General features: G+C 42.6%; 1 pseudogene. It reads left to right on the plus strand.

Annotated features, from left to right (window positions below):
- A pseudogene (locus R7Z77_RS27040) lies at positions 1-491 on the plus strand (hypothetical protein); the annotation flags it as partial.
- Positions 492-589: the final 98 nt, after the last annotated feature.

Raw genomic sequence — 589 nt, forward strand, 5'->3', positions numbered from 1 at the left:
AAGCATTGGAGCCAGAAACCATTGAAGCTTACTACTACGATGGAAAGTATTTGGCTTTTTACGGAAAGGCGCTTGATAAGTCGTTCATATTCGACCCTAAAACGGGTGGCATTACGTTCCATTCTCTAGGTTCAAACCTTGGATTTACTGACTTAGTGACAGGTACGCTTTATGTTCGAAGCGAAGATGGAACAAAATTGGCTGAATGGAACAAGGGCCAACCTAAAGCGTATGTTTGGCGTTCTAAAGAGTATTACGCCATGTATCCAACACTTAGTACGCTGTATATCCGAGCGGAAGATCCGGCATTGGTTGGAATGAAAATTATCGTTGATGGAGTCGTCATCAAAGATTATGAGATAGGTACGTTAACTAATCGACCTATACGCATTCCACCAGCAAGGGGCAACTCATGGCAATTTGAAGTTTATGGCACTGGAATATTAGAAGAGGTGATCATTGCTTCTAGTATGGCAGAGGTTTACGGGTAAATGGCAGTTCGTACATTACAAGGCGGCAAAAAGCTAAAGGGTAAATTCCAATCTATTCCCCACAAGAAAGGAAGTGACGCTGTAATGGATGCAGTTGC

It is taken from the genome of Vibrio sp. 1401, from assembly GCF_033340295.1.